Raw genomic sequence first — 22510 nt, 5'->3', positions numbered from 1 at the left:
CACTGGCGGCCATTTATGGCGCATTTTGTGGCCATGGTTTCTCCCCGCGTACGGCCAGATAGTTCCCCACCTGCTGTGAGTCAGATTCGGTCCCGGCAACGCTGGGTGGATGAAATCGAGCAGGGAGATCATGGAAATTTTGGAGGCGTACGACCTCACGGGTAGTTATCGGGCGGCGGCGGAGCTGGCTGGGTGTGATCACCACACGGTGGCCCGGTATGTGCAGATGCGCGCTGCGGGGCAGCCGCCGGACCGCCGGCGGCATCGAGCGCGGGCGATCGACGACTTTCTGCCGAAGATCGAGGAGTTGGTGGTCCGCTCGCAGGGCAAGGTCCGCGCGGATGTCATCCACGAACGGATCGTCGCGCTGGGGTTCACCGGCGGTGAGCGGACCACGCGCCGGACGGTCGCGGAGGCGAAGGCCCAGTTTCGGGCTGGTCGGCGGCGAGTGTATCGGCCGTGGGTAACCGAACCTGGGCTGTGGTTACAGTACGACTTCGGTGACGGGCCAACGATTTCCGGCCGGAAGACGACGTTGTTCTGCGCATGGTTGGCGTGGTCGCGATTTCGGGTGGTGATCCCGATCTGGGACAAGACATTGCCGACGGTGGCGGCGTGTTTGGATGCGACATTCCGCCGCTTGGGCGGGGTTCCGGTCTATGTCCTCACCGACAACGAGAAGACCGCGACGATCGATCACGTGGCCGGGATCGCGGTCCGCAATCCGGAGATCGTGGAGGTGGCACGGCATTACGGCACGACGCTGCGGACGTGTTTACCTGCTGATCCGGAGTCGAAGGGAGGAAGTGAGGCGACGGTGCGGATCGCCAAAGCCGACCTGTTGCCGAAGGAGGTGAACCTGCGCGAGCAGTATCACTCTTTCGGTGAGCTCGAGTCGGCTTGCCGGCAGTTCTGCACCGACGTCAACACCCGCGTCCACAGCTCTACTCGGCGGCGGCCGGTCGAGCGGCTGGCCGAAGAGTTGCAGCGGCTGCATCCGCTGCCGAAATCTCCGTTCACCGCGGTGTTCGGCACTACCCGGCGGGTGAACTGGGAGTCGACGATCTCGGTGGAAGGGGTGCGGTATTCGGTGCCGCACACGTTGATCGACACTCGGGTCTGGGCCCGCTTCCATGGTGAGGAGCTGATCGTGACCGCCGTCGACAATGATGGCGGTGCAGTCGAAGTCGCGCGGCACCGCCGCGGCCAACCCGGTTCACCGGTCCTCGACAACGACCACTACCCACCCCGCCCAGACCGCGACGCCGCCGACCGGGTGCCCAAGCCTCGTACCGCCGCCGAGCTCGCCTTCCTACAGTTGGGCCAGGGTGCCAACAGCTGGCTGGTCGAGGCTGCCGCCGCGGGAGCGCGCCGCATCAGGGCGAAGATGGCCGAGGCCGTGGACCTTTCGAAGCTGCACTCCCCGGACGCAGTCGACAGAGCGTTGGGGACGGCGGCGATGACCGGCCGGTTCGCCGATCGGGACCTGATCTCGATCCTCGACTACCAAGTCACCCACGAACACGCTGATCCGGTCCGTCGCAGCGAGAACCACACTCTGCAACCGGGCACCGCCGCCTGGTCCACCTTCGGCCAGACACCAGCGCCGGCCAGCCCAGCCACTACTGACGATGAAAGCGATGACGCCTGATGAGCACCCCTTTGCGCACTGTTACCAGCGCTAACGGCGACCCGTTGGCCGAGGCGATCGACCTGACTAAACGCCTGAAACTGCCCCATATCCGCAGGTCCTTGAGCGATATCATCCCGACCGCGAAAGCCCAACGCTGGGACCCCGCCGAAGTCGTGCGGGTTCTCCTCGCTGAGGAAGCCGCCGGCCGGGACCGGGCGAACCTGCACACTCGCCGCAAACGCGCGGGTTTCCCTACCGGCAAGACCTTCGGCGACTGGGACGAAACGAAATCGTCGATTCCCCGCGCCACCCAGGACGCGCTCCGCACCCTGGAGTGGGTCGGGCGGCGTGAATGTTTCTGCGTCTGTGGGCCTTCGGGAACTGGCAAGTCTCACTTCACCGAGGCACTCGGGCAGGCCGCAGTCGAAGCTGGGCTGGCGGTGTCTTGGTTCACCATCGAAGACCTCGGTGCCCTGGTCCGCCGGCACCGTGCCGACGACTCCATCGCCCGAGCCCTGACGAGGATCATCCGCTCCGACCTGATCATCGTCGACGACATCGGTCTGCTCCCGGTCTCTGAAGACGCCGCCGAAGGATTCTATCGCCTCGTCGACGCTGCCTACGAACGCCGAGCGATTGCCGTCTCGAGCAACCTGCACCCCTCCGGCTTCGACGAGATCATGCCCAAAACATTGGCCACCGCCACCGTTGACCGGCTCCTGCACCATGCGCACGTCGTCGTCACCGACGGCGACTCCTTCCGCCTCACCGAAGCCACCACCGGCAAGGGGGTGAAGCCCTTCAGCTAACCCAAATCAGAAAGCGGGTGGGGAAAAACAACTGGCCGCCACCGGGGAGAACCCGTGGCCACCAGCGGGGAGAACTACTGGCCGCCTACGGGGAGAACTTCGTGGCCATTGACAGGGCACATGTCGCTGACCGCCGAGGCGACCCTCTGCGCGTCGGGGTGACAGCGATTTCGTGTCTGCACGTTTTCCCGTCAGCTCAGAACTGCGGTCACTTCGGATTCCATGAGAATTTCAGGTTGGACGATGGACGAGCCGAGCTGATTGCAAGAGGATGCACCGGCACAATCACACCGTGCAGTGCATCGCCCGGACACCGGTGCAGCTCCAGCGCGTGAGAGGCCCTCGGTGGCCGAGGCAGTGATCAGTTTCAGAGAACGACTGAAGGTTCGGCGCGACATCATGACCGAGACGATCGCGTCGGCCGGAGCCGGCATGATGCCTGTGTGTGGGGCGCCGCACTCTCGATGAATTCTGCCGGATATCCGCATCAGCCGCGGAGCCGACGAACTGCGAACCGGATTACGGTTGTCTTTCAGCTAGGTCAGTGCTTCGCCCACCACTTCACGGCTCTGGCGGGTGCCGCCGGCGGAGGCTAATGCCGCGCCGTCGGGATCGGCTTGTTCAGGGGTGCGGGTCCCTGCGTGGTGCAGGTTGGATCGTTGCTTCGAGTCGGGTGAGCCGTTCTTCCAGGGCGCTGGTGACGGCGAGCAGTCCGAGCAGGGTGGGTTCGGTGATGTCGCGACCATGCTGGGCGTGATCGAGCAAGGTGGTGCGAAGAAGCTGGCACATGGCGGCGTCATCACTGATGGGTAGTTGTTCGAGTGCGGCGGTCAGACGCTTGGCGGGGAAGGTCACGGGTAGCTCCTGCACATGTCAATCATGCAGGCACAAGAGATGAAGTGACTGCCTGTCGTGGGGTGGGTGGTGCGCTGGAACCGAGGCGGAAAGCAGCGCACCACGAGCAGGAATGCTACTGCGTCAATGCTGATCGGCTGTTACCCCGGGGGTGAGGAGTGCTCTTGCCCTGCGGTCGGCGGCGACCTCGGCGCAGGGTTGGCTAAGGACGCCGGGCTCTTCGAGGGAACGGCATCGACGGCGTTCAACGGAGTGGCAGATTCGGTGAGGGGCGTAGCAGCAGCTCCGTCTACTTCTCGATGCTCAGCGTGAGTCGAGAGTGCGCCACAGTGGCGGGGTGTCGTCGCCGTCGCTGTTGGCGAGGGTGCGGATTCCGTCGGCGTTCCGGGCGAGGATGTCGGCGAAGTAGGAGCGGTTGGCTTCGTCGAGTCCGTCGGGGAGGTTCGCGCCGCGCAGGATGGATGCCGCGGGCCGCATCGAGGTACCGGGCGATGCGCAGGAGCAGTGGACGTGGGGTGGGAACGAGGGAGGTGCGAGCGTCGGCGGTGATCATGCCGAGGGTCGAGAGCAGTGACAGCCCGGTGACGGCTTCGATGTCGTCGAGGTTGATATGGGCAACTTTCAACGCTTCGGCCAGTGCTGCGGTGGTGAGTCCGACGGCGGCAAACAACATGGAAATACTGCGTTCGAAAGCGATGAGGTCGGCGCCGGGGGCTTCGTCGGAGAGCGAGACCGCCAGTGATTGGGCGAATGCAAGGAGACGCTCATCCGTGAAGGCATTCTGCGCGGTACGTCGGCTGACACCCATCAGTGTCATGTGTTCGGAGATTTTGCGACCTGCACCGGACATCTCGTCGGTTACGCCCGCGTCAGCACTGGGCACCTGACCCTTGGCGGACAGCATGACGCAATCAAGGCTGCCGGTGGCGGGATCGGACCCGCTGCCGACACCGCCACCACGTTCGGCTCGTCCCGGACTCGCTGCTGCTTTCGACTATGTCCGTGGGCTATGGCGTGGTGTTTACCGGGCCGGGGCAGGTGAGCGTCGATAAACGCTCGCCTGCCCCAGGTTGTATCGGGGCCTTTAGATCTGGTTGATCCACCCGATGCGTGAGCTGTCGAAGGAGAGCAGTGTTTCCATGAGCACCACGTACTGTCCGGAGGCTGCCGGATCGTCGAAACAAACGTCGCCCGCGACCCGACCTCCGGGAGCTAGCTCACCCGATTCCAGCGTGGAGCGGCCAGAGACGAACGTCGCGTCTTTTGAGACACCGTTGGGGTCCTGCAATTTCCAATCCCAGTAACCATTGAAACTTTGCTGCTTGTCAGTGCCGTTGACGATGGTGACGTTCGTGCACAGAAGGGAACCACCATATGAACGCTCTGCCGACTCCAGAGGTGCAGCGGTGATTTGAATGCCCTTTTTATCGACGGTCGCTCCGGCGTCGGCGCCGGTGTCCTTGCTCGACTTTCCTGGGAAATCCAAGCTGGCTGCACTTTCGGAATCCGCAGAACTTGATCCGTTGTTATCCACCACCGTCGCCTGCTCGTCATCCCCACCAGCGACTGCGGCCACGCAACCTACGAACAACAATGCAACGATCGCCAGGATGATCCATAAACCCCATCGCTTCTTTTTCGGGGGTTGCTGTGGCGATCCGTATGGCTGCTGCGGCATCCCGTACTGCGGGGGTTGCTGTCCGTATGGCTGCTGCGGCATCCCGTACTGCGGGGGTTGCTGTCCGTACGGCTGCTGCGGCGCATTTTGGGGGTCGCTGCTGTTAGCTGGGTTGTTCGGGTCGGGATTCATGTGTCCTTCTTCTTATGTTCGCAGAGTTCGCTCGCAGCTCCCTTGCGGTTTAAAATTCGACTAGTTCTACCATTGCGATGCGACAAATACCTCTTTTGATCGCAAAATTACGTTTCCCGAAAAAGAATGGTGACGCGGATTTGGGCTTTCCGCTGAGCTGGCCGATGCGCCACGTCTGGACAACCTTCGACCGTACGAGGTGGTGTAAGTGGTTTTCCGTCCGACCGGTCTGGTATTCATAGCGGATGAACAAGACATTCGTAGCTGTCCTCGGTGCTGGCGCGCTACTTCTCGCAGGATGTGGGAATGATGGCGAGGTTGAGGTGGCTGCATCAACGACGACATCCGCTGCGGCGACTACGACAACCAAGGTTTTGACCAAGGATGAGAAGTTCGCTGCGCAGTTGAAGGTTTACGGGATCTACCCAACTGCCGACCAGGTACCACTGTTGATCCCGGCAGCAATCGGCAATTGTGACGCGCTTGTGTCGATGACGGTCCCCGACGATCAAAAGTTCGACAAGATGACTGAGCTGTCTATGCAGCTCGCGAAGATGCAAGGAAAAACCTGGCTGCAAGAGAGAGCTGCAGCAGAAGCGTTTCTTCGTGCATCCGTCGAGGCGTATTGCCCGGAGAACGCCGCTCTGTTGCCAGCGGCCTAACTTTTCCGTAGGGCGTTACGCGAGGGGGACTCGGTGTCGCCAGGGCTGTCGCAATGGTGCACTCTGGCCCGGATAGTGGCTGACTTACACGGATAACTTTAAGCGGGTGAGAGCGTTTTCGGCACTTCACGGACGACCGAGAAACCCTTCAAACTCTCCTTGTAAACAGAAGTGGCCCTTGACTATTGGTCCGCGCGGATCAATAGTGGGAGCCCAATCCTTGTCAGACTCACCAAGACCTCAGTCTTCGGCTTTGGGATGTCCTGCGCGGGGCGGCATTGACCCTCAAGGTGCGGTGGCGCGGTGGCAGTCCAGGGTTGGCCGGTCGAGGGCCTCGCCGCGGACGTGCTCGGGTGCCGGCCCCGAGCAGATGTACCGCGTTTCCCTCCGACAATGCTGATTCTTCGAAGGTGTGTTGCTCGGTGGCTTTGTGGCCATATTCCCGCCCGGCTTTGGCGAGTTTGGTATCTCGTGAGCCGTCTACCGAGTGCTCGCGGACTGGTCACCGGTCTTTCCTTGCGGGCGAGCGCAAAAGGCAGGCTTCCAGATCCCCTGTTGGGAACCGTCGAGAGGAGGCAACGATGGATGATCAGCCGCAACGACGACGGAGCAACAAGTTTCTGATCGACTACCCCCTGAAGGACGTGACTGTCGGTCGACGTTTCGGTGGACTGCCCGAGGGCAAGGGCCGTTGGCAGCGGATCTCACACCTGGGTGTTCTGTGGACGGACGACAAAGAAGCTCTGCAGCTGGGCATACTCAAGAGTCAAGACAATGAGCTGGCGAACGCTCTGCGTCGTCGGATGGTGATGATGGCTGTCGACGGCATGGCCGCGACCGCAGCGTTCGACGTGATCGCCAGCGAGAACGGCAAGTACATGATCGTGCACGGTGATCTCGCGGACCGCGGCGAAGACAACTTCTGGAACTAGCCGACAGTTCAGTCGAGATGAAAATTCACTGTGGAAACGGCGCTCTCAACCAGTGCCGGCCGGGCCCGATTGTCCCAGCGATTGCGCTCTGCCTCGTCGGGGGATGGTTGATCAGGAAGGAACCCGAATCCGTAACCGCCAGTCGAAAACCGAGATCGTTTCTCGATCGGGTCCGAGTAGCCGGTTGTTGAGGTCAAGTGTGGCTACTGCAGAATAAGTCCGGGCCAGGTGGTTAATCTGTTTTTCTGCACTTAATGTATCTCGCGGTCACCCTTAGTTCTTTGTGGAATTTAGGGTGGTCCTTACCTGTGCAGACTGCGACGTAACAACCTAATCCCGTGGATATGGATACTTGCGTAATTTACGATTTGCAATTTCGAGGAAGGCATCAGAATGCAGCCCGATCAGCAGCCGAAAGACGGCGCTACGGTCAACGGACATGGGGCAGGGCAAGAGCGGTCTATCCGGCGCACACGGATCATCGCCGGAGTCTTGGTCGGGCTCATGGCCTTCGGAGCAGTCGGAGCTGGCGGCTACCTCCTCGGTCGATCTCAGGACAACAGCCCGGCGGTGGCTGGTTCAGATACCGTTTCGGTCTCTAGTGATAGCAGAGCTGCCGCACCGACAACAAAAGCACCGTCACGTACGCAGATCACTGCCGCCGACTTTCGTATAGATACGACGGTCCTGACGAAGAAGTGTTTCGGGTCGGCAGGATGTAACGTGACTTACACGATCGAACCAACCTTTCTTGGCGTCACTAGAGATCTTGAAGGTCGAAGCTTCAAAGTGATCTACGAAGTGACCGGAGGAGAAGACCCCGAGATCGGGAACTTCTCGCTGACCGGCACGAACATGCGCTACACCGAGAGCTCACGGATTTCGACCCCGTCGTCCGATGCTGTGTTGACGGCCCAGGTGACATCAGTGGTTGAATCCAGCTAGCTCTGGTTTCAATTTGAGAAGACCGCACACAGAGTGAGCCTTCAGCACAAATAGTGGTGTCTGGAGGCTTGTTCACCTTCATCCTGACCGGATTACGGAGCAGTCCACGGTGGGTAGGTGGGTGAAGTCGGTCTGGACTGAGACATATCTGGCCAACCGACCTGGTGGCCGGAACGTGTCGAAATTGGATCGGTATTCGACGCTTCTGTGAAGCACTTATATCCCCTGTGGACTTGAACAATAATTGGCGGCGTTCTGTGATCGCTATTTGGCGTCATCGGCTACCAGGGAGTCATCAACCGCGACTGAACCCGGCAGAAGTCCCAGCCAAGGCGCCGGGCGATAGAACGTCGCTCTGAATCTTCCGAGGCTGCGTAAGACCTCGGCCGCTGTCTGTCCGCTGTGCATGAGGCTTCGGGCATTGCGTATTGGGCTTTCGGTGATGATTCGCGGGCGAGCGCGTCGAGCGCCGAGAATCATCTATCTTGATAAATTAGTTCGAGACGAACGCTGACACTGCTTTTGGAATTCGAACGACATGAACGACCGAAGGTCGATTTACGAGCAGGCATCTCTTCAGCACGACGGGAACTGGTGGAGCAAAGCAGGGCCGATGTTGGAATCTGCTTCCGCTGTGGCTACTCAGCCTACGGCGAGTCCCGCGGCCACGAGGTCGGGCAGGCCGCGCGCGGCAAGCGTTTCCCAGATTTGGTAGTCGTCACTCGGCGCGATCGCGCCAGAGCAGGGTACAGCTATCACGTTCAAACCCGCATCGCAGGCGCTGCGCAGCCCGGCGGGAGAATCCTCGATGGCGACCGAGCCGGATGTGGGCAGATCCAGCCGTTTGAGGGCGAGCACGTACGGATCGGGGACTGGCTTGTGCCTGGTCACCATGTTCGCCGTCACGATTTGAGCGAAATAGGGTCGTGGTAGCTGTTCCAGGATGTCGATGACATTCATCTCGAGCGACATCGTCACCAGAGCCTGCCGGACGCCATTCTGGTGCGCAGTCTCGAGCATTTCTAGAGCCCCAGGCCGCCACAGGACTCCGTCCTGGCGATTCAGGGTTCGCATCCGTTCAGTAAGTGCCGAGGTGAGCGAGCCTAGCGTGCCTGCCGCTCCGCGTTCCCTCAGCATGCCTGCCAGCATCGGGATAGCACGACCGGAGATATCCACCGGTGACGGCCTCCACTCTTTAATACCCGATTCCTCAGCGATCTCCCAGCAGACGGCCGCCCATCGTTGCTCGCTGTCGATCAGGGTCCCGTCGAGGTCCCAGAGCAGGGCGCCTCCGGACTCAGCGGACACGCGATAGCGATCGCTCGATGCGGCGGCCGGTCTCAGCGTCGAAGAGCTGCGCGTCCTCGTCGCCGAAGCTCAGCGACACGGAGTCGCCTCGACGCACGCGCACGCTCTGGTCGGTACGGACTGCGAGTCTGACATCGCCGACCGTGACCTCCAGGATCCGGGTGGAACCTTCGAAGATAGTGGTGTGCACAATGGCAGTCGCATGGTACCGGCCCGTGCTGTCGATTCGCACGTGCTCCGGACGCACTCCGACCCTCACCTCTCGGGCGGTGGTGCGCTCCTCAACGTCACCGAAGATAGTGCGGTAGCCGCCATCGACTGCCGTTCCAGGGAGAAGATTCATCGGAGGAGACCCTATGAAGCCCGCAACGAACACCGTCGCCGGCTCGTTATAGATTTCATCGGGCGTGCCAATCTGCTCGAAGCATCCCTTGTTGATCACGGCAATCCGGTCGGCCAAGGCCATGGCATCGCTCTGGTCATGCGTGACGTGGATCGACGTCGCCCCCGTCGTCCGCATCAGATCGGCGATTTCCTGGCGCAGCGCGATGTGCAGCTGGGCATCGAGCCCGGACAGGGGCTCGTCGAGTAGCACCAAGCGAGCCTGCCGGGCGAGAGCTCGGGCGAGGGCGACTCGCTGCCGCTGGCCCCCCGACATTTGCCGGGGTTTACGGTCGAGTAGATCCTCGATATCCATCCGCTTCGCGAACTCCAGACCTCGCTGACGCGCCGCGGCACGATCCAGACCCAGGCCGTGCCGAAGGCCGAGGGTGATGTTCTCGAGCGCGCTCATGTGGGGGTAGAGCGCGAAGTGCTGGAAGACGATGGCTACATCGCGTTCGTGGGGCGGGAGATTCTGCTGGGGTTTCCCTCCGATTAGCACGTCGCCGGAGTCAAGCGCCTCGAGTCCAGCCACAATGCGAAGCAGGGTGGACTTCCCCGATCCAGAGGGCCCGAGGATGACGAGGGATTCACCGGCGGCGACCTCGATTGAGACGTCGTTGACCGCGGTTACGCCGCCGAATTGTTTGACTAGATGGCGAAGGGAAACCTCAGCAGACATGTTCGTGCTCCTTTGTTTGTTTACTTCGTGAGTGCGCTGATGCGATCGGCGGTGCTGGGAACGACGTCGTTGACGTCTTCGCCCTGGTCGACCATCGACTGCACCATGTCCTGCAGGTACTGGTTGGTGCGTCCAAGGTTTTCGCCAGCCCAGCCAGATCCGGCAACCGGGGTGCCCTCGTATCGCCAGGCGTAGCCGAGCGGGCCGTCGGCCTCGGGGCGCTGGAGCAGTTCGGCTTTGGCCTCGGTGTCGACCGGGATGTAGCTATTGGCCAGCGAGCTCGTCAGGATGACCTCAGGGTCGAGCATGGCGCCGATCAGCTCGTTGCTGAACGCAGCCCGGCAGGCATCGTCGGAGAGCACCATCCAGCCGTTACCACCCGCGGGGAGCTTCGCGGTGCCGCCGTCAGGGATCGGCATGTCCGAGATAGTCCAGTCGAACGAGTCGCCGATGCTGGCAGCCACGCTCGCGCCCACGGCGGGCGTGGCAAAGAAGTAGGCCACGTTTCCCTGCGTGAACTGGGCGATCGAGTCTTGCCAGCTCACCTGGTCTTCGAGCTTTTCGTCGCCGATGGTCTGATAAATCTTGAGCGCTGCCCGCCCTTCCTCGCTGTCGAAGCCCGCGGTGCCGTCCTTGTTTACGAACGTGCCGCCACCACTGCCGACGAAGGCCTGGACAAACCACCAGGCGATGTTGTCACGAGGGATCTGGATCGGGGTGGAGACGTCCGTCTTTTCCTGGATGGCACGCGCGTCCTCGAGGACTTCAGAGTGGGTGGTCGGCAGTGCGTCGATGCCAGCGGACTCGGCGAGGGTGGTGTTCGTGTAGAGCACGGGCACCGAGATCTGGAAAGGAGCGACGTAAGTCGTACCGTCGACCGTGCCGACGCTGAGATAGTCCCGGTCGTAACTGTCGCGGAGCGAATCAGTGTCAATCGCCTGTGGGCTGTATTTCTCCACCCAGAATTTGAGTTGGTCCAGGCCAAGCATGATCACGTCGGGACGGGATCCAGCGGCGATGTCAGCGACGACCTGCTGCGTGAGTTCGTCGTAGCTGGTGCCCTCGGGAGCAGCCTTGAGGTTGACGGTTAGGCCTGAGTACTTCTTCTCCAGCGTCTCCTTGCCAAGCTCGGCGGCGGCTTGACCTTGGCTGGCGTATTGGGCGGAAATGGTGACGCCGCTCGGATCGCAGGAGCTGACGTCGACCTGCGCGCTCGGAGCGGTCTCCTGGGCGGCCGAGCAGCCGGTCAGGGCGAGTGTGGAGGCAATGAGGCCAGCGCCAAAGGCGAGAGCTCTTCTGGGTACGGGCATGGGGATACTCACAATCTGTGCGGAGGAATGAAGAGGTGGTGAGGAGGTGGATAACGGGAGGTATTTGCGAGGCGTTGGACGTCAGCCCGGGAGTTCGCCGCCGGCTATGCCGCTGACGAACTTGCGTTGGGCCACGATGAACAGCACCACTATCGGCAGGGTCACGAGCAGGGCTGCCGCGGCAAGTTCGCCGTAGGAGGTGCCTGTCTCGGCCTGTTGGAACACTGATAGTGCGAGAGGAGGTGTGTAGAGCGAGCTGTCGCGCGCTACCAACAAGGGCCACAGATAGTCGTTCCAGTGCGTAAAAATCGACAGCACCGAGAAGGCCGCGATCGATGGCATCGACGTCGGGACGACGACACGCAGCAGGGTGGAGAACACGCCGAGGCCGTCGGCCTTCGCGGCCTCGAGCAGTGCGTCGGGGATCGTGACCATGTATTGCCTGAGCATGAAGATCCCGATGGCGCTCGTTGTGAAGGGCAGGACGAGGGCGGCGAAGGTGTTTGCGAGCCCCACCGAGCCGATTCCGAGATAGAGCGGAAGCGCGATGGCCTGGGTGGGGATCAGGAGGCACGCGAGCACGATCGCGAAGGCAGCATCGCGGCCACGGAAGCGCAGCTTGGCAAAGGCGTATGCCGCGGGTATGACCGTCACGAGCTGTGCGGCCAGGATGCCAAGGGTGACGAGTGCGCCGTTGAGCATGGCTTGGCCAGGTGGCTTGGCCCAGGTTCGCTTGGTCCCAAGCGCGGGTGAAGTTGCCGAGGTCTAGGGATTCGGGAAGCAGCTGCAAGCCATCGAGCACGGCCTCGTCGGCAGGAGAGACCGACATGCGAAACATCCAGACGACGGGAAATACCGAGATCGCGGCGAATACGGTGACCGCCACAATCTGAATGCTCCTGCCTATCAAACGTCGGGTGCGGTGTGTGGTGCGCATTAGAGTTCCTTGTCTCCGAGGAAGGCTCGACGGCGAAGCACGCCAATGAGCACGAGAACGACCAGTAGCAGTGTTGACACTGCAGCCGCTTGACCGAGGTCGAAGTAGACAAAGCCGAGTCGCCAGGTCATGGTCAGGATGGTTTCCGTAGCCCCGAGCGGTCCCCCGCCGGTGAGGACGTTGACTGTGTCGAACACCTGCACCGCCTGCAGAACGGCCATGACTGTTGCAAACACGGTCGTCGGTCGAAGCAGGGGCAGTGTTACGCGACGAAACGTCGACCACGGGCCGAGGCCATCGGCGGCGGATGCCTCGTAGAGCGCCGTCGGGATGCTCGTCAAGCCTGCCAAATAGAAAATCATGACAAACGACGTCAGCCGCCAGATTCCAACCAGTGCCACGGTGATCAACGCGTACCTGGAGTCACCAAGAAAGTTGATCGGGGCTAGGCCGACCAGCGCAAGTGCCTCGTTTACAAAACCGCCACGGTTAGCGAAAATCCAGCGGAACACCACGGCCATCGCGACCATGTTGGTGGCGAAGGGCAGGAATAGGAGCACCTGAAGAAGTGGCCTGGCCCGCCGAAACGAGGCAACCAGAAGGGCCAGGCCCAGTCCGAGGACCAGGCTCGGGATGATCGTCATCGCTGAATACAGCACGGTATTCCAGATCGACTCGACAACCGCGGGGTCGGAGAAGAGAGCCGTGTAGTTCTGCAGCCCAGCCCAGCGCCACACAGTTCGGTCGCCGAGGTCGATTTGGAACAGGCTTCCCACGAGCGCAAGAACGCCGGGCAGTAGCAGAAAGAGCCCGATCAGGATCAGCGCTGGCAGGGCAAGCGCCCAGCCGCCGATTCGTATGCCCCTCACAAGCGTTCCCCCGCGAGCGTGGCGAGCGGGTAGGCCGCGAGAAGACCGTCACGATGCAGCGCGACGGCCGTGCCGTCGTGCACGACCAGCGGAGCCAGGATCGGAACTCCGGTGGCGAAGCGGCCCAGCTCGTCACCCGTGCGCGCGTCTAGCGTGACGATGTCACCGTCGAGCGCCGGGATCAGCAGCCGGTCGCCCACCGTGGTCGCCTGGGCGAAGAGCGGATGAGGACTGCGCCGGTAGGTCAGGAAGCACTCGTCGGAGTCGGCCGCAATTTCCGTGCGCCAAAGCTGCTCGCCCGAGACGGGGTCGAGCATCGCGACAGCGCCGCCGGCGTCGACGACTAACACGCCGTGGCTGCCGAGATTGACCCCGACAGGGTTCCACGGCACTGAGGTCGGGTACGACCAGCGTATTGCGGAACCGGACGCCGAACGCCGGAAGACATTCGTCAGTCCAGTGGCGATCAGGTCGCCCGTTGCAGGGTCAACGCTGGGGGTGCGTATCGGCAGGCCGGCGCCGCTCGTCAAGACATCGAACAAGCCTTCAGCCACCACCTCGTTAGAGTTCGCGATCGTCTCGCCCGTTTTCGGGTCAAGTCGTACGGGCGTGCTCGGCTCGGGAAACCCCGCCCAGAGCACCGTCGTCAGGCTGCCGTTCGCTCCCGATCGGTCGACTACCGGGGCGCTGAGGGTGATGAAGATCTGATACGCGGCGATGTCCGATCGCTCCCACACGATCTCGCCTGTGCTCTGGTCGAGGGCTCGGAGTGCAGCCTGGTCGCCAACCAAAACGAGTCCGTCGACGAGTGTCGGTGGGTAGAAGCCAAAGCGCCGAAGCGGGTCCGATGTCGGCCGCTGCCACAACATCTCACCCGTGCTCGGGTCGTGCGCCCACGTCGTTCCAGACACAGTCGAGCTGATGATAGCCGCGGTCCCGGCACCCGCGGGCGCGCTACGCAGCGGAGCGTCAAGACTGGCCTGCCACAGGGGCTTTCCCGAGCAGGCGTCGTATGCGGCCAGCGCGCCGCGGGCCTCATCATCGAGCGCGAGCGGTACGAGCACCCGACCGTCAGCAACGATGAAAGGTGTGCGCTGTCCAATCGCCGGGGTCGATGTGCTCCAGAGTGCCTGTGTGGTGCGGGCCCAACCTGAACGGGTGTCGGATTGTGGAGGATAGGTTTGGTGTGACCCTGTGGTGATCCGCTCGCCGTCCCACACAACGATGCGATATGTGGCCGGAGAGTTGTCTACACCGCCGAACATGGCCGGAGGGGTGTTCACGTGCAGCGTGGGGCCGCTCGCGACGACCCGGGAGGTGTGCCGGTGGCCGGAGAACGTCGCGATCGGGGCACTGGGCAGCCCGTCGAGAATGGAGCGCCACGGCTGGTCGTGACAGAGCATGATCCACGGAGTCCCGGTCGCGAGCATCTCAAGGTCGGCGCGTAGCCAGGTGTCCTGGGTCTCGTGGTCTAGACCGAGTTCATGCGTGAACCAGTCCACGGCAACGACGTGGAGGCCAGGTAGATCAAACGAATACCACCTGGGCCCCAGGTAGTCTTCGTAATGCCTGGGCTCCCCGGAATGGATGGCATAGCCGTTGCGGCTAACCAGATCCGTCGGATCCGGAACGAGATGGTCGTGGTTTCCCGGGATCGCGTAGACAGCCAACTCGGTCGTTGCGGTCGCAGCGACGAAAGCTGCGAATTCTTCGGGCAGACCACGGTCGGTCAGGTCTCCCGTGACGACGAAGGCCTCGAGTCCCGGATGAGCCGCGGCGATCTCGCGGAAGGCCTGCGACAGGCGTTCGCCGGTCCCGATTTCGGCCGGTTGGGGATAGCCGGCTCCCGTGCCGAGGTGGGTGTCTGTGAGATGTGCAAAACGGACGGGCAGCTGCACCGGAGCTGGGCTGAGGGTGAATACCGGGTCGATCGCGCTTGCGCCGACGTACCATCGGTCGACCCGCCATCCAGCCGGCCGGGTAATGAACACGGGTCCGCGGACCTGGTCAATCCGAAATCGCCCATCCTCGTCGGTGCGAGTGACCCGTAAGCCGTCGCTGACGACGACTCCTGGCATCGGTGAGCCTGCATCACTTAGTACGGTGCCTTGCATAATTTCCCTCTCTGCGTCTCTCGGCCGTTAGATGCGGTGAGAGTTAACGACTGCCTCGGATGCGGCGCGCGCTTCGGGCGCGCCTTCGAGCTGCATAGCCAGGACGCTGTAAATGGCGTCGATCAGTGACAGGTGGACGATTCGACTAGTCATGGCCTCGACCCGATAGCGTGTCTCCGAGCTACCCGCGACGAGCAAGAGGTCAGCGAACTCAGCCAACGGTGAGCTGAGGAAGCTGGTGATTCCGACAACGACCGCCTTTGACCTGACGGCCGTGCGGGCGACGTCCAGCGTCGACGTCGTTGACCCCGTGTGGCTGATCACGAAACAGACGTCGCGCTCATCAAGGCCGCGGGCGATCACCTCTTGGGCAATGAAGTCAGGGGTGAACGCGGCGTCGAGCCCAAGTGTCGTGAAACGGTAGGCAGCGTCTGAAGCGAGCGGGGCCGAAGTGCCCACCGCGGCGAAGCGCACGCGACGTGCCTTCACCAGCGCAGTGACAATAGCTACGACTGTGCTCGGGTCAAGATGCGCCGCAGCATCCTCAAGCGCAGCACTATTCTCGCGCAAGGTCCCCAACACGGTCGCGGTAACCGGATCGTCGTCGTGTGTCGCGGCCGGGCGCTGGGGAAGGACGGTCTCGCGGGAGAGAAGCAGCTTGAATTCCTGAAATCCGTGCAGGCCGAAGCGCTGGCAGAACCGCACTACCGAGCCGACGGACGTGCTAGAGACCTGAGCCAGTTCGGTCACCGAATAGGTCATAACCGAATGAGGGTCAGCACGCACCACTCGCGCGATCTGCGCCTCGGATGGCGAAAACGCAGCCGAATCGCGACGGATCTGCTCGAGGATCGGCTGCTCATCAGAGCGCCAGAGCCTCGACACTGTCTCAGGCTGTCTATTCATGGTGCTCACGCTAAGAATCGCGCGTGACCGGTCAGTGACACCCAATCAAACGGCGGATGAACTTTCCAGATACTCGCTGTTCATGGAAAGAAACTCCAGAGACACCCCTCTGATCATCCCAACGCAGAGTTGCCAGTAGTCGCGCAGGAACATTCAAAATCTTTGGTCACCCGGCCGTGAAGATCACCGTACCGAGGGGCCAGGCAGCCGTCCTGGGCTCCGAAAACGCAGCCACGCCCAACACACCGAGACCCCGGAACCGAGCGCCCAGGGCATTTCATTCTTGATCCTCTTCCAGCTGACGTTCCTTCTAAACACCTTTGTGCTGATCGACACGCTGCACAGTTGGTTGAGCGGTTTCGTCAAAGTCAGCGCGGTCGGTCGCATGATCACGACGGCAAGTTCGCGAGCGATATCTGGCTGGCCCTTACCGACGTCGCCGTGATCGTAGCGATCTCCGCGCGTCTGACCGTATGGGCGTACGTGTGGAAGCCCTAAATGTCAGGGTGCACAACTTCCGTGATGCGAACCCTGACTCAGCGTCGAAATTGGTCGCCTTCAGCCACGCTAAGCGCAAGGCGACTTTTCCGGCCGACACTCTGCCTCGGGAATCTAAAGCTTTTCGAGACACGAGTTACCTCTTGCGCGCCTCTGTAGGAGGTGGCGGATTTCCGGGGCGCCATTTGTCTTGGAAAGATGTCTTACCGTGAAATGTCTTTCACGCGCCACTTCTAGCAGTTTCTGAGGCAGAATGGCCGGGTGAGATATCTCGGGTATACGCGGGTCAGCACAAGAAGCCAAGACGCGAAGTTGCAGGTCGACGCCCTGGTCAAGTCGGGCGTGCAGGAGCGGGACATTTTTGCTGACGTCACCTCGGGCAGTCGGACCGCTATTTCACGTCCTGGGATAAAGAAGCTGCTCGAGTACGCCCAGCCCGGAGACACCGTCGTGGTGTGGAGGGTCGATCGCCTCGGCCGGTCCCTCATCGATGTACTCAACACGGTGAAGCTGCTCCGAGAGCAGGACATCCAAGTGAAGAGCATCTCGGACGGGATCGACCCGTCGACAACGTCGGGCCGGCTGATGCTGAACATGCTCGCCACCTTGGCCGAGTACGAACGCGAGCTGATCACCGAGCGTGTGAACGCAGGAATCACCGCCGCCCGAAATAGCGGCACCAAGTTTGGTAGGCCCTTGTCCGATCCCGCGGTCGTAGCCGACAAACTCAAGCTCGTAACCGAGGCCCGGGCGAAGGGCCGGACCGCGGAGGATGCGGCAAAGCTCGTCGGGTGGAGTCGTGCCACTTTGTACCGGCATCAGCAGGCCTTAGCGGCCCGCGAAAGCTCCACTGTGTAGGTGACTTGTGGACGCGGCCGAGCGGTGGCGTGTTCTTCGGCTGCATGTCGAAGACCAGATTCCGCTCGCGGTCCTTGCCCGGGAAACCGGGATCTCCGCTCGAACTCTGCAGCGCTGGCACCAGCTCTACCGCGCAGGCGGCATCGCATCACTTGACGCTCATGCGCGTATAGACAAAGGTGCCCGACGAACCTCAGCAGAGACGGTCGCGTTCATCGAACGACTGGCGCTCAGTCGGCCGCGCCCGAGTCTCGCCACGCTGCATCGTCTCGCCATCACCGATGCTCAGGCGCGTGAGCTGCCGCCGCCGAGCTATGCGACAGTGAGGCAAATCGTCCAGGCCCTCGATCCGGCACTTGTCACTTTGGCGCTGGAGGGGCCAGTCTCGTACCGAGACAAGCACGAGCTCGTCTTCCGGCGCCGCGCGGAACACCCCAACCAGACGTGGCAGTCCGACCACACTGAACTCGACATCCTCATCGTCGGCGCTGACGGAAAACCTGACCGACCGTGGCTGACGACCGTGATGGACGACTACTCCCGTGCGATCTGCGGATACATGGTGTTCAGCGGAGCCCCGTCAGCTATTAACACCGCCCTCGCCCTCCGGCAGGCGATCTGGCGGAAAACCGACCCGACATGGGCAATGTGCGGCATCCCCGACATCCTGCACGTCGACCACGGCTCCGACTTCATCAGCCACCACCTCGAACGAACAGCTATAGCTCTGCACATCAGGATCATCCACTCGACCGTCGGCAGGCCACAGGGTCGCGGCAAGATCGAGCGGTTCTTCGGCACCGTCAACACGGAACTCGTGAGCGCGCTCCCCGGCCACCTCGGGCCGGGTAGCCGGGCACCAACTCCCGTCCTCGACCTTGCCGGGCTCGACCGTGCGATCGGCGAATTCATCGGCACCTATAACGACCGGACCCATCGCGAGTTGGGGATCTCACCGCGTGACGCCTGGGTCGCTGACGGTTGGCTGCCGCGAATGCCCGACAGTCTTCAAGAACTCGACGGACTGCTCCTTACTGTTCCGAAGAACCGAGTGGTGCAACGTGACGGCATCCACTTCCAAGGCCAGCGCTACCTGGCCCCAACGCTCGCTCCGTTTGTGGGGCACACCATCACGATCCGGTACGACCCCCGCGACATCTCCGAGATCCGCGTGTACGACCGGGACAATTTTATCTGCACCGCAATCGACGAGGCCCACCCCAACCTGCGTCTCAGTCTCCGCGACATCGAAACCGCTCGTCGCGCCCGCCGCAAGCAACTGCGCCGCGCGATCAACGATCGCATCCCGACCGTTGCCACCCGCGAGGAACCTCGCGCCCCTGAACCGACAAAGCGGCGGCCGAAGCTGCGCACCTACGAAGAGGACGAGTGATGAACCAGGCATTCATCGTCACCAAAGAACACCGACGCTTCACCGAGTTCGCCAACGCCGTGCGGAAAGAAAAGACCATCGGCATCTGTCACGGCGCTGCCGGCGTCGGGAAGACGAACTCCGCCCGTCGGTACGCGAACTGGGAAGCGCTCGAGCCCTACATCAACGAATGGGGTCCCAGGGGTGATCACGATGCGAAGCATTACGCCCTCGCGAACCGATCCCGCACCGTCTTCTACACACCGGAAGTGCTCTGCCGCCCTAAAGACCTTATGCACGACATCGATCATTGGCAGGTGAAAGTTGGGATTTGCGCCGACGAGCACCTCCGCTCCCTCATGCCGGAGTCGGAAAGGGTCAGGCAGAACGATGTCACCCGCCTTGTGGAACTCCTCATCGTTGACGAAGCGGAACGGCTCACCCCCACCGCCCTCGAGCTGCTCCGCGACCAGCACGATCGCACCCACCTCGCGATGATCTTGATCGGCATGCCGGGCATCGACGAGCGATTCCGCCACTACCCGCAGCTCTACAGCCGCCTCGGATTCTCACACCATTACCGCGCTCTCGGACGCGACGAACTCCTCTTCGTCCTCGATCGCCACTGGAAACGACTCGGCAAGACTCTCGACCCGGAAGACTTCACCGACGCGCAAGCGATTGCCGCCATCGAGCGCATCACCCGCGGCAATTTCCGCCTTCTCGAGCGACTTTTCCCTCAGATCAACCGGGTATTGAAGATCAACCAGCTCGACACCATCACGGACGACGTCATTGAGGCTGCGGCCAGCATCCTCGTCATCGGCAACTAACGACACGGAGCGATCAAAGAAAACCGCCAAAGAGCGGCAAACTCCACATATATCCCCAGTTCGTACTGAGGGTGAGGTGTCGAGATCTCGTGTCGAAAATCTATGTCGAATAAACCGTTGGCTTTGCGTTTTCGACAGACGAGTTTCTTTCAGGCTGCCCACCAGGCGATGACGATGGCGGAGAGGATGCAGCCGAGTATGAGCGCAGGTTCGACTGGCACGCCGAGTCGTTCGTGCAGCCGTGGTCGGTGGGTGCGAGGCGACGCCGGGGTTATGTAGTGGTGCTGACGGGTTGGATCATGGCTTCGAGCCTGGTGAGTCGTTCTTCGAGGACACCGGTGATAGCGAGCAGTCCGAGCACGGTCGGTTCGGTGATGTCGCTGCCTTGTTGCGCGTGTGCGAGCAGCGTCGTGCGCAGGAGCGAACACATGGGGGCGTCGTCGCTGATGGGGAGTTGCTCGAGTTTGGCGGTTAGACGCTCGCCGGGGGAGGCCATGGGTAGCTCCTGCACGTGTGGATCATGCAGGCCGATCGAAAGGGCGACTGCCTGCGCGGTGGTAACGGGTGGTGCGTGGTGCGCTGGAACCGAGGCGGAAGCAGCGCACCACCAGTGTGTGATGTTACTGCGTCATTGCTGGGTGATCGGTGCGCGGGAGGTAAGTGACGGCGCACCCATGGACGCGATGGACTAACTCGGTACCGGTTCACCTGAAGGCGGCGAGGTACTCCTCGGTAGTTCAATGCTCAAGTAGCTGTAACTGTGCGAAGACTGGTAACCGGGGTGGGTGCCACGTAAATTTTCGGGGGCGGCATCACCCGGTCCCCAACGGGTATGGCGAACGCTCCGCCGGTAGCCACCTCTGGTCTATCGGCGGGCGAGCCGCCCGCAGGTTTTGGCGCGAGGACTGCGTTTTCCGCGAGGACTGCGTTTTCGCTGCGCCGGGGGTCAGCGTGGGTTGGGGGTGCGCCACAGGCTCGGGGGGTCGCCGTCTTCGGTGTTGGCGAGGGCCCGGATTCCGTCGGCGTCCTGGGCGAGGATGTCCGCGAATTGCTGTCTGTGGGTGTCGTCGAGTCCGTCGGGCAGGTTCGCACCGTCGGTGATGGATGCCGCGGCGCCGTCGAGGTAGCGGGCGATCCGCAAGAGCAGCGGGCGTGGGGTCGGGACGACGGAGTCGTTCGCATCGGCGGTGATCATGCCGAGAGTCGAGAGCAAGGACAGCCCGGCGACAGCTTCTTTGTCGTCGAGGTTGATGTGCGCGACTTTCAAGGCTTCGGCCAGCGCCGCGGTGGTCAGGCCGACTGCAGCGACGGGCATGGAGATGCTGCGCTCGAATTCGATCAGGTCGGCGCCGGGGGCTTCGTCGGAGAGGGACACAGCGAGGGACTGTGCGAACGCGAGGAGACGTTCGTCGGTGAAGTCTCGCTGTGCGGTCTGGCGGGTGACTCTCATCAGCGTCGCGTATTCGGTGACTTTGTCGTCGAGGATTTTCCGGGCTTCGGTGTCGGTGATCGTGAGCCCGAGATCGAGCAGAGCGGCCCGGAATTCGGCGGATCGGGTGTGGAGCCAGGTGGACCGAGGACTCATCGCTGCTCCCTTGAGGTGAGGCCGTGGTTGTTCAGGTGAGCTTAGATCCGCCGCACATCATGGGAAGGAAGTGGCCGCCGAAACACGCCGGGTGGTCGCAGGTCAGCGGAATCGGGTGCGCTACATTTCCCTCCGCGCCATCTCCGCCCGAGGCGGCGACGGAATGGGGTTCGCCGAGATGTGACCGCACACTTCCCGGTGGGCTGTCCCCTCGAATCGTGTGCCCGGCCCTTCAGAGGGCGCACTCGACCCACTCAGCTGGTACTGACGCCCAGCTGGGTGGGTCACCTAGAGGTGTGCGGCGTGTTTTCCTTTTTGCCGAGTGGGTCCAGGTGACCGTGGCCGAGTACGCAGTGTGTATCCGAATTCGGTCTCCGCAGCGGGTTTCTCGTCGTTCCGTCGAAAATCTGTCTGTATGAAGTACCTACGTCGAATATCGTGTCCATCAGTTTTCGGACGGTACTCGAGTGCGGATGCCCGGACATTCACACCATGGAACTTACCCAGTGAATGAGTGGATGAAAGTCGGGCGAGAGTGTCGAGACCGCCCCCGGAATGGCAGCTCCGACCTGCTTAGGACTGCCGGACTTTCTAAATCAATTGTCGAGTATTTCGCGGCATTGTTCCGGGGTGTTGCCTTGCCGCAGGCAATCCGACCACAGGACCTGGGGATGGTTCGGCGGATTCGTTACTGTCGACGTGCTTGTCGTGGTCCGAGGAGTGCCGGCTGTTGGCGGTGCATCGGTCATTCCGGCGTCGGCCCGAGGATCGGGGAAGGTCATTCCGAGTGAGTTGGTGCACGTGGTTCCGTCGCAGGATCCTCCGTTGGCGGTGATCTCGCTGACCCGGCTGATCGCTGCGGGGCTGGCGCATTCGTCCGTCCAACCGTATGTTCCGTCCGTGAACGCGGTGTTCGGACCGGGCGAGGTGCAGTAGTCGATGTGCTTGGTCACCACCGGCGTTGACGAGTCGATGAATGTCGCCTCCGCTGTGGGCGGTTCGACGATGGTGTCCGTCGTGGTCTCCACCATCGCGGCACTGGAAATCGGTGTGAGCGTCCCTGACGAGCTCGGTGTCGTGGCAGTCGCAGTTGCTCCCTCATACGAGGCAGGTTCGGTGGACGAGCCCTGGTCGCTGCACGCACTGAGCGCGAGAAGCAGGATCGGCGCTGCTAGCCAGGACATCTTCATTGTCATTGAGATCACTTCATT

Annotated in this window: 21 protein-coding genes; 8 read left to right on the top strand and 13 right to left on the bottom strand. The window is 62.1% G+C overall.

Annotation, left to right across the window (positions count from 1 at the left end):
• Nucleotides 1–109 precede the first annotated feature (109 nt).
• Together istA and istB are read left to right on the top strand one after the other, a co-directional pair.
• A complete protein-coding gene (istA, locus tag G4D79_RS29910; protein ID WP_030538069.1) occupies nucleotides 110–1651 on the top strand; it encodes an IS21-like element IS1415 family transposase in 1542 nt (513 codons plus the stop codon).
• Entirely contained in the window at nucleotides 1651–2442 is a 792-nt protein-coding gene (gene istB / locus G4D79_RS29905) for an IS21-like element IS1415 family helper ATPase IstB (protein WP_003944771.1), read from the top strand. The genes istA and istB overlap by 1 nt, the downstream gene beginning before the upstream one ends.
• Nucleotides 2443–3063: 621 nt before the next feature.
• Here istB and G4D79_RS29900 read toward each other — a convergent pair.
• The 3 genes from G4D79_RS29900 to G4D79_RS29890 all read right to left on the bottom strand — a co-directional run bounded on the left by G4D79_RS29900 (nucleotide 3064) and on the right by G4D79_RS29890 (nucleotide 5107).
• Nucleotides 3064–3297, bottom strand: a complete 234-nt coding sequence (locus G4D79_RS29900; protein WP_214514739.1) for a hypothetical protein — start codon at nucleotides 3295–3297, stop codon at nucleotides 3064–3066.
• 289 nt (nucleotides 3298–3586) lie between these two features.
• Nucleotides 3587–4201: a hypothetical protein gene (locus G4D79_RS29895; RefSeq protein WP_250888052.1), complete on the bottom strand. Its 615-nt coding sequence runs from the start codon at nucleotides 4199–4201 to the stop codon at nucleotides 3587–3589.
• A 180-nt stretch (nucleotides 4202–4381) separates the two neighbouring features.
• On the bottom strand, nucleotides 4382–5107 hold the full coding sequence (locus G4D79_RS29890) for a DUF4352 domain-containing protein (protein ID WP_214514738.1): 726 nt from the start codon (nucleotides 5105–5107) through the stop codon (nucleotides 4382–4384).
• A gap of 245 nt (nucleotides 5108–5352) precedes the next feature.
• Here G4D79_RS29890 and G4D79_RS29885 point away from each other — a divergent pair, with 245 nt between their 5' ends.
• From G4D79_RS29885 to G4D79_RS29875, 3 genes are all read left to right on the top strand, one after another.
• Nucleotides 5353–5769, top strand: coding sequence for a DUF732 domain-containing protein (locus tag G4D79_RS29885; RefSeq protein WP_214514737.1), 417 nt, complete (start codon nucleotides 5353–5355; stop codon nucleotides 5767–5769).
• A 581-nt stretch (nucleotides 5770–6350) separates the two neighbouring features.
• Nucleotides 6351–6701 (top strand): hypothetical protein, encoded by a 351-nt coding sequence (locus G4D79_RS29880; RefSeq protein WP_214514736.1) that lies wholly within the window; start codon nucleotides 6351–6353, stop codon nucleotides 6699–6701.
• A gap of 393 nt (nucleotides 6702–7094) precedes the next feature.
• A complete protein-coding gene (locus tag G4D79_RS29875; protein ID WP_214514735.1) occupies nucleotides 7095–7646 on the top strand; it encodes a hypothetical protein in 552 nt (183 codons plus the stop codon).
• Nucleotides 7647–8288: 642 nt separating this feature from the next.
• On the opposite strand, the gene G4D79_RS29870 is transcribed toward G4D79_RS29875, so the two are convergent.
• The 7 genes from G4D79_RS29870 to G4D79_RS29840 all read right to left on the bottom strand — a co-directional run bounded on the left by G4D79_RS29870 (nucleotide 8289) and on the right by G4D79_RS29840 (nucleotide 16153).
• Nucleotides 8289–8954, bottom strand: a complete 666-nt coding sequence (locus G4D79_RS29870) for an HAD family phosphatase (RefSeq protein WP_214514734.1) — start codon at nucleotides 8952–8954, stop codon at nucleotides 8289–8291.
• Complete coding sequence (locus tag G4D79_RS29865) at nucleotides 8944–10017, bottom strand: ABC transporter ATP-binding protein (protein ID WP_045245710.1); 1074 nt, start codon at nucleotides 10015–10017, stop codon at nucleotides 8944–8946. The genes G4D79_RS29870 and G4D79_RS29865 overlap by 11 nt, the downstream gene beginning before the upstream one ends.
• A 20-nt stretch (nucleotides 10018–10037) precedes the next feature.
• On the bottom strand, nucleotides 10038–11327 hold the full coding sequence (locus G4D79_RS29860) for an ABC transporter substrate-binding protein (RefSeq protein WP_158505496.1): 1290 nt from the start codon (nucleotides 11325–11327) through the stop codon (nucleotides 10038–10040).
• 81 nt (nucleotides 11328–11408) lie between these two features.
• Nucleotides 11409–12029: a carbohydrate ABC transporter permease gene (locus tag G4D79_RS29855; protein WP_048809524.1), complete on the bottom strand. Its 621-nt coding sequence runs from the start codon at nucleotides 12027–12029 to the stop codon at nucleotides 11409–11411.
• A 234-nt stretch (nucleotides 12030–12263) separates the two neighbouring features.
• Nucleotides 12264–13133, bottom strand: coding sequence for a carbohydrate ABC transporter permease (locus G4D79_RS29850; RefSeq protein ID WP_045245719.1), 870 nt, complete (start codon nucleotides 13131–13133; stop codon nucleotides 12264–12266).
• Nucleotides 13130–15247: a PQQ-binding-like beta-propeller repeat protein gene (locus G4D79_RS29845; protein WP_084603745.1), complete on the bottom strand. Its 2118-nt coding sequence runs from the start codon at nucleotides 15245–15247 to the stop codon at nucleotides 13130–13132. Before G4D79_RS29845 ends, G4D79_RS29850 begins: the two co-directional genes overlap by 4 nt.
• A gap of 27 nt (nucleotides 15248–15274) precedes the next feature.
• Nucleotides 15275–16153: a MurR/RpiR family transcriptional regulator gene (locus G4D79_RS29840; RefSeq protein WP_214514733.1), complete on the bottom strand. Its 879-nt coding sequence runs from the start codon at nucleotides 16151–16153 to the stop codon at nucleotides 15275–15277.
• Between the two features lie 759 nt (nucleotides 16154–16912).
• On the opposite strand from G4D79_RS29840, the gene G4D79_RS29835 reads away from it, so the two are divergent.
• The 3 genes from G4D79_RS29835 to G4D79_RS29825 are packed head-to-tail and all read left to right on the top strand — an operon-like array spanning nucleotide 16913 to nucleotide 19714.
• The gene (locus tag G4D79_RS29835; protein ID WP_214514732.1) at nucleotides 16913–17509 is read left to right on the top strand and encodes a recombinase family protein; all 597 of its coding nucleotides are present in this window, start codon (nucleotides 16913–16915) and stop codon (nucleotides 17507–17509) included.
• Between the two features lie 7 nt (nucleotides 17510–17516).
• The gene (locus G4D79_RS35310) at nucleotides 17517–18902 is read left to right on the top strand and encodes a Mu transposase C-terminal domain-containing protein (RefSeq protein ID WP_214514731.1); all 1386 of its coding nucleotides are present in this window, start codon (nucleotides 17517–17519) and stop codon (nucleotides 18900–18902) included.
• A complete protein-coding gene (locus G4D79_RS29825) occupies nucleotides 18902–19714 on the top strand; it encodes an AAA family ATPase (protein ID WP_214514730.1) in 813 nt (270 codons plus the stop codon). Before G4D79_RS35310 ends, G4D79_RS29825 begins: the two co-directional genes overlap by 1 nt.
• A 271-nt stretch (nucleotides 19715–19985) precedes the next feature.
• Here the strand turns inward: G4D79_RS29825 and G4D79_RS29820 are convergent, their stop codons facing one another.
• The 3 genes from G4D79_RS29820 to G4D79_RS29810 all read right to left on the bottom strand — a co-directional run bounded on the left by G4D79_RS29820 (nucleotide 19986) and on the right by G4D79_RS29810 (nucleotide 22483).
• A complete protein-coding gene (locus G4D79_RS29820; protein ID WP_003943993.1) occupies nucleotides 19986–20210 on the bottom strand; it encodes a hypothetical protein in 225 nt (74 codons plus the stop codon).
• 450 nt (nucleotides 20211–20660) lie between these two features.
• A complete protein-coding gene (locus G4D79_RS29815; protein WP_065353011.1) occupies nucleotides 20661–21299 on the bottom strand; it encodes a hypothetical protein in 639 nt (212 codons plus the stop codon).
• A gap of 596 nt (nucleotides 21300–21895) precedes the next feature.
• Nucleotides 21896–22483, bottom strand: a complete 588-nt coding sequence (locus G4D79_RS29810) for a hypothetical protein (RefSeq protein WP_214514729.1) — start codon at nucleotides 22481–22483, stop codon at nucleotides 21896–21898.
• Nucleotides 22484–22510: the final 27 nt, after the last annotated feature.

The organism is Rhodococcus sp. WY5 (assembly GCF_018588185.1).
GTDB lineage: Bacteria > Actinomycetota > Actinomycetes > Mycobacteriales > Mycobacteriaceae > Rhodococcus_F > Rhodococcus_F qingshengii.
The sequence above is the reverse complement of the archived record's forward strand: the minus strand, read 5'-3'. Positions and strand labels throughout refer to the sequence as shown.